General features: G+C 26.8%; 4 protein-coding genes. All 4 read right to left on the reverse strand.

Annotation, left to right across the window (positions count from 1 at the left end; translation table 11 throughout):
• Positions 1 to 30: 30 nt before the first annotated feature.
• Positions 31 to 2,628 carry an ABC transporter permease subunit gene (locus tag PWP28_RS10005; RefSeq protein ID WP_308644679.1) on the reverse strand — a complete coding sequence of 866 codons (2,598 nt, stop codon included), beginning with the start codon at positions 2,626 to 2,628 and terminating at the stop codon, positions 31 to 33.
• Entirely contained in the window at positions 2,628 to 4,370 is a 1,743-nt protein-coding gene (locus PWP28_RS10010; RefSeq protein WP_305082033.1) for an ABC transporter permease subunit, read from the reverse strand. Before PWP28_RS10010 ends, PWP28_RS10005 begins: the two co-directional genes overlap by 1 nt.
• Positions 4,371 to 4,451: 81 nt before the next feature.
• The gene (locus PWP28_RS10015; RefSeq protein ID WP_109605030.1) at positions 4,452 to 5,651 is read right to left on the reverse strand and encodes a maltose ABC transporter substrate-binding protein; all 1,200 of its coding nucleotides are present in this window, start codon (positions 5,649 to 5,651) and stop codon (positions 4,452 to 4,454) included.
• A gap of 232 nt (positions 5,652 to 5,883) precedes the next feature.
• Positions 5,884 to 7,269 carry a pyruvate carboxylase subunit B gene (locus tag PWP28_RS10020; protein ID WP_109605029.1) on the reverse strand — a complete coding sequence of 462 codons (1,386 nt, stop codon included), beginning with the start codon at positions 7,267 to 7,269 and terminating at the stop codon, positions 5,884 to 5,886.
• Positions 7,270 to 7,450: the final 181 nt, after the last annotated feature.

A 7,450-nucleotide genomic window follows, 5' to 3' on the forward strand; every position in this document is an offset into this window, starting at 1 on the left:
ATATAGGCTGAACATTTTTTATCATTAAAATTAACCTTTGACAGAACCTTGAGTTAATCCTCCAACTATCCATTTCTGCATAGTAAGGAAAATTATTACCATAGGAAGTGCTCCAATTAAAGCTGCTGCAGTGAATAATCCCCATTGAGTTTCAAATGGTCCTTGAGAAAATGTTTGTAATCCAACAGCATATGTGTAATTCGCTTCACTTTGAAGAACTATTTTTGCAATAACAAATTCATTGAATGTATTCATAAAAGTCATTATCGTTATTACAGCTATTATGGGTAATGATAAAGGTAACACTATTTTCCAAAATGTTTGAAAACGTGTAGCTCCATCTATCATAGCTGATTCTTCAAGTGAATCTGGTATAGTATCATAATAACCCTTAAAAAGCCACATATTATAAGCAACGTTTCCCATATATGCAAATATTAAACCGCCAAGACTATCTAAACCAATTAAAGGTATATAATCTCCCATAAAATTCAAAATTCCATATATAGCAATCATAAACATTACAGTTGGGAACATCTGTATTATCATTAAAAAATAAAGTCCACTCTTTCTTCCAAAGAATCTCATTCTTGAAAATGGATATGCTGCCAAAGAAGTTACTAAAACGGTAAAAATAGATGATAATCCAGCAACAATAAAAGAATTAAACAACCATTTTAAAAAAGGTTTTCTTATTTTCTTCTCCCAATTTTGTTGTAAATAATATAAATTTTTATCTATTTTTTTCATTTTTGTCTTTAATTCTGAATATTCTGTATTATCTGCTAAATCATTTACAATTCTTGATGCTCTTGAAATATCAGCTTTTACTGCGCTATAATCTCTTTCATACATCATATTTATATTTTCAAGATATTTTATAGATGAAATATTACCGCCATAATTTAAGTTTAGAAAACTTTCAAGATTGGCATCATAAACTGATATCTCATCTTCCATATTTTCTATTATTTTATTCAAAGCATCTTTTCCCATTATATATTTATTATAAGATTCTTTAAACTTTGTATCCCATTCTAAAATAGCATATCTATTATATTCTGGTTTATAAAATGAATAATAATTAGTTCCTATAAAATCAGAATATAATTTTGTTTCTTCTATATTTTTTATTTGTTGTTCTGCATAATTTTTATAAAATATTAATTTCGAAAGATTTTTACTTTTATTTATAATTTCTAATTTATCTTGATTTTCTTCATTTAAAACTTTTAGATTTTCTACAAAATTATCTCTATCTTTATTTAAATTTTGAATTTCATCTTGATAATTCAATAAATTTGTATAATATTCATTATATTTTTCAGATATTTCTACTATTTCATCTATTGATACTGATAATTTAATAGTAATACTTTTTAAAGCTTGATAAGATGATAAAACACTTTTATCATCCTTTAAAGCATAAATTTTGGTAAAATTTTCATTCAAAAAATTATAAACTTCTTCAAAATTTTTAAGAGTTTCATTAAACCCATTTAATTTAAATCTATCTATACTTTTCACATTATTATAAGTTTTATTCATATTATTTGAAAAAGCTTTTACTGATTCATAAAATTTTATATCTTCTCCAAAAAGAGGTTCTTTTCCTTCTATTTTTGTAAAGTCTAAATCTTTTATTAAATTATAAGAAGCCATAATTTTTTTACTTTCTGGTATATATTGATCTGATATTGCTATTAATTTAGTTAAATATTCTTTGGCATTGTTATCCATAATACTTATTTTAGATTCCAAATCTTGTATTTTAGTTTCAATGTTGTTTATATTATTTTCAATTTTTTCTTTTTGTATAACTAAATCAGAATAATTATTCTCTATACTCTGTTCTATGCTGTTATTTAAGTTTTCTTCATCAATTTCTAATGATTTCCACATATCTTCTAAATTGAATATTTTATCTGCAAAAGTATCGATAGTTTCATCTTCTTTTACCCATTTTTTATAAGTTCTTATTTTCCATAATGTTGTTTTAAGTGGAATTTTATAAATAGTATCAATAGTTTCATTTATATAATCAATATTACTTTCATTTTTTATCTTTAATAATTCTAAAGTTATATTTTGTCTTTCATTTAAAAAAACACTTAAATTTTTTTCATATTTATCATAATTTAAATTGAGTTCTTTATTTAAACTTTCTAATTCCTTTTTAAATATATCAAAGTCTTTATTTTTTAATTCATTTGAATCCGAAATTATTTTTGATTTATATTTTTCATCATATAGTTTAAAAATATCTTGATATATATTTAAATTTTCTTCCATTTCATTTTTTGTATCATTGAAATATATCCTTAGTTCATTCAATAATTCTTCACTTTCTTTTTGGGCTTCTTCCACAGAATATTCAGAATAATCTCCTATATATCCCGAAACTTGATTTAAACTTTTAACAATTTCTGGTACATTTTTTTTGGGAAAAAGAAGTTCTTTATAGTTATTTGCTGTAACTCTATCAGAAAAAAGTTTAGGAGAAAAAGCTGCATTATCCCTTCTTATAGAAGTAGAAATAACCCATATTAAAGGAAATAATATGATAAAAGTGAGTAATATCAATACAATATGTCTTATCAAATAATTTTTTCTTTCTATTTTAGCCATTATCTACTCACCTCTTCAAAAGAACCTGAAAATTTAAAGTTAAAATAGCTCAATATAGCAATTATTGCAAATATTAATACAGAAATTGCAGCTGCAAATCCGAAATCTTGTCCTCTTGATCCTTCAAATGCTAACTTATAAGTAAATGAAATCAATATATCAGTAGCTCCAGCTGGAGTAGATGTTCCAGGTATTGCAGGTCCTCCACTGGTTAAAAGATATATATTAGTGAAATTATTGAAATTGAAAGCAAAAGACATTACCAATAATGGCGCAACAGATACCATTAATAATGGTAAAGTTATTTTTTTAAACTGTTTCCATCTTGATGCCCCATCTATCGAAGCCGCTTCATACAATTCTGATGGTATACTTTGTAAAGACCCCAAAGTAACTGTCATCATATAAGGAAATCCTAACCATGTATTTACTATTATTACTGAAACTTTAGCCCAGAATGGATTATCTAACCATGCAAGACTTTCTGCTCCAAAACTACTTAAAACAAATCTATTTAAAATTCCATATGTTTGATTAAAAAAACCATTTTTCCAAACTAAAACAGATATGAAAGCTGGAATAGCCCATGGAATTATCAACAGAGTTCTATAAATTAATCTTCCCTTTAATCCTGAATCATTCAAAAATACTGCAAAAAATAATCCTATTATAAAACTCAATATCACACTTAAAGCAGCATAAGTGAAAGTCCATCCAAATATTTGAAAAAATGGTTTAGATATCCTACTATCATTTATAATTTTTGTATAATTCTTTGTTCCTATATTTTGTTGATATCCTATTAAACGTTGTAATTGACCATTCTCATTATAATCAAGAAAGAAACCATCTTTCTCCATTACTTCTCTTTCGGCTAATTTATTATATATATAAGTACTATATTCTTTTCTATCTCCTCTTATTATAGTTTTTACTCTTGTTTCATATATTTTATAAGCCTCTCCAAATTTTTTATATATAAATTTATTAGATAACATAAAATCTTTAGAATTTAATGAAATTACTAATGCTTTCATATAATTCTGCCTTAGAACAGAATTATAATATGCAGAATTTGAACTTACAGAATCATCATATGGTGAATAAAAATAAGTATATCTGACATTATTATTTTTTTCTATTGCAGGAATGAATGAATCATCTTCAGAATCAGCTCTTATAATTTTGTAAGCGTTTTCCTCAGTATTTACAAAATCATTATTAATTTCATACATAGAGGTTTCTGAATACAGTAATGATCCTGTTGAATCATATTCCAATACTTTTGGTTTTTCAGCAAGATATTTGCCTTTTTCATTATTTAAAAGTATCAAAAAATCTTCTGTAGGTTTAAATTCTTCATCATATTTTATATATATACTAAAATCCATAAATTCAGAGTCTTTTGGCTCATAATTATAACTTGGATCTGTAAGTAATATATCTATAGCTTTTTCTCTTGAAAAAAGATGCCCAGTTCCATAATTGGTAAAAGATGTCTTTACAGTATAATACATAGGATATATGGTTAATATAAAAAGAAAAAACAAAGCAAATAAAGTATATCTATAAGGATATCCCTTACTAGAAAATATAGCCCAATCTGCAACAAATAAAAATGCTGCCAATACTATTGCTAAACCTGAATTTCCTATAAAAAAAAGAGTAAATATTATCCATACCATTAATCCATTTAAAACTGAAGCTGCCAACCATATGAGGATTCTACTCAATTTACTCATAATTTGCCCTCCTATTGGTATATAAATAGGGGAAAGGAACTATTTCCCTTCCCCTTTCCCCTAAAAATTAAAATTAAAATTTTATTTTGAAATTGTAGATTTTATTTTATTAACCGCATCATTTAAAGCATCTTGAGTTGTTTGATTATCATTTATTATATTCTTCAAAGCTTCTTCCATAGCAGCCCATACTGGAGCCATTTGAGGTATATTAGGCATCGGTTCTCCTCCTGCAGCACTCTTTGTAAATTGAGCTACTATATCTGCTGGAATTGGTCCACCTCTTTGAGCAATTATTTCATTAACATCATCTCTTGAAGGTAGTCTTGGGTCTGCAAGATAGAAATCATATATTCCTTCTGCTGTAGCAAGATAATTTATAACAAATTCTAAAGCAAATGCTTTATTATTAGATCTTGAATTAACCATTAATCCTTGAACACCAACAAACGGTTTACCCATTTGACCATCGCCTAAAGCTAATTCTGTTAAAGGTAGAACACCTACATCTATACCGGCATCTACATAACCTTTAACTGCCCATGGTCCATTTAATACCATAGCCGCTAATCCTTCTTTAAACATAGAATCCATTGTATCATAACTCGCACCTTTTGGTATTATTCCACTATAGAGTTCTTTTATTATATTAGCACCTGCAACGGCACCTGAATTGTTTAAACCTATATCATTTACATCATAACCACTTTTTGCATCCCATTTGAAAATATATCCACCTTTACCTGCAACAAATGTATGAGAGAAGTAGTAATTATGACCTTCATATATAAATCCTACAGTTTCATCAGTTGTAAATTCTTTAGCTATTTCCATCAATTCATCTATTGACTTTGGTGCTTCTTCTAAATAGTCTTTATTATACATAATTGCTGGAGCTTCAATTGCATAAGGGACCCCATATAATTTTCCTTCAACCATGAATGCGTTTATTCCTGATTGAGCAAATTTATCTAATTCGATTGCAGACATTGGAAATGGTTCAATTAAACCGTTTTCAGAAAGTTCTCCAACCCAATCATGTGCACCAACTATAATATCTGGTCCTTCTCCAGCTGGAGCTGCTGTTAAAAATTTAGATTTTATATCACCAAAATTAACTTGTTGAACTTCTACCGAAATTCCAGTATCTCTTGTAAATTTTTCACCTATCGATTTCATGAAATCAACCTGTTTCTCTGATGACCAAACTAATATAGAATCAGCAAATACCATTAAAACTGAAAAAACCATGATTAAGGTTATCATTAAAAATTTTTTCATCAAAAAAAACCTCCTTATGCATTAAATTTAAAAATGGAAACGTTTTGTCTATGAAAATTATATCATAGTTTTTTTTATTTTCACACTTGTTTATTTATGATTACAGGCAATTATTTTTATTTAAAACATTAAAACTCTTTTTAACTCTTATTTTTTTAAATTAAGAAATATTAACATTAAAATTATATTTAAATAAATAATCCCCCATATCATAAAGATATGGGGGATTGTTTTATACTGGATAAATATTCGTTTCTTCTTTTGAATATTCATCAACTATATCAAAATCTACTTTTATTTCTTTTTTATACCTATCTTTTAAATATTTTATTCCAGTTTCTCCAAATAGTATATAAGTTATAAGATCTTCATCATTTTTAACAAGAATACCTGATTCTTTTCTTGATTTTTCAACTTCTGGTTTTAAATCATCTGCCGGTCTATAAGTTATAGGTTTTTCATCTTTTAAAGCTTTTTTCATGAGTTCTTCATCTACCGGTGCTGGAGATTTTCCATACATACCCTTTAAATAGTTTCTAACTTCATTAGTAATCATTTTATACCTTTCGCCCGTTAAAACATTTATAGTTGACTGAACCCCAACAATTTGGCTTGTAGGAGTTACTAATGGAGGATATCCAAGATCTTTTCTAACTTTTGGTACTTCTTCGAGAACTTCATCCAATCTATCTATTGCTTTTTGCTGCTTTAGTTGAGAAACTAAATTAGATAACATTCCTCCAGGGATTTGTGCTTTTAATATTTTGGCATTTATCGATGTCATCTTCATATCTTTATCTTCATGATTTTTTCTTACATTCCAGAAATGTTCAGATAATTTCATTATTATATCTTGATTTAACCCGAGATCAAAAGCAGCATTAAATGTTTCAACTGCTGGTTGAGATGTTCCCATTGCAAAAGGACTCAAGGCTAAATCTAATCTATCAACACCTGCTTTTATAGCGGCATAATAACTCATCGCTGCCAATCCAGTAGTATTATGAGAATGTAGTTCAATAGGTACATCAAACTTAGATTTTAATTCACTGACTATTTTATATGCTTCTTCTGGAATTAAAAGACCTGCCATATCTTTAATACAAATAGAATCTACACCATTATCAACCAATTCTTTTGTAAAGTTTATATAAAAATCTAAATTATGAACAGGGCTTTGTGTATATGACATAGTCCCTTGAACTTCCATACCTCTTTTTTTAGCAATTTCTATAGATTTTTTTAAATTTCTTATATCATTTAAGGCATCAAACACTCTAACTATATCCATACCATGATCAGCCATCTTGTTTACAAATAATTCAACAACATCATCTGAATAATGTCTATATCCAACAAGATTTTGTCCTCTGAGCAACATTTGAATTTTTGTATTTTTTAAGTTTTTTCTTATTATATCAAGTCTTTCCCAGGGATCTTCATCTAAAAATCTTATACATGAATCATATGTTGCTCCTCCCCAAACTTCCATTGCATAATAACCAACTTTATCAAATTCTGATAATTGTGATTCAAATTCTTCAGTTTTCATTCTTGTAGCTATTAATGATTGTTGTCCATCTCTTAAAGTCGTATCTACTACAAGTGGTCTTTTCATTTTTAGCTTACACCTCCGATATTTTTTTGCTTCAATTTAATGATAACAATTGAAAATTTAAATATCAAATCTATTTAATTAAGTTTATTATTCTATATCAAAAAAAATATCTTTATATTATACTTTTATTCATTTTTTCACTAATTTTAAAAAAAACATTATAAACCATCTTAAGATGGTT

The sequence above is a fragment of the Oceanotoga sp. genome (assembly GCF_030445905.1).
Taxonomy (GTDB): Bacteria; Thermotogota; Thermotogae; order Petrotogales; family Petrotogaceae; genus Oceanotoga; species Oceanotoga teriensis.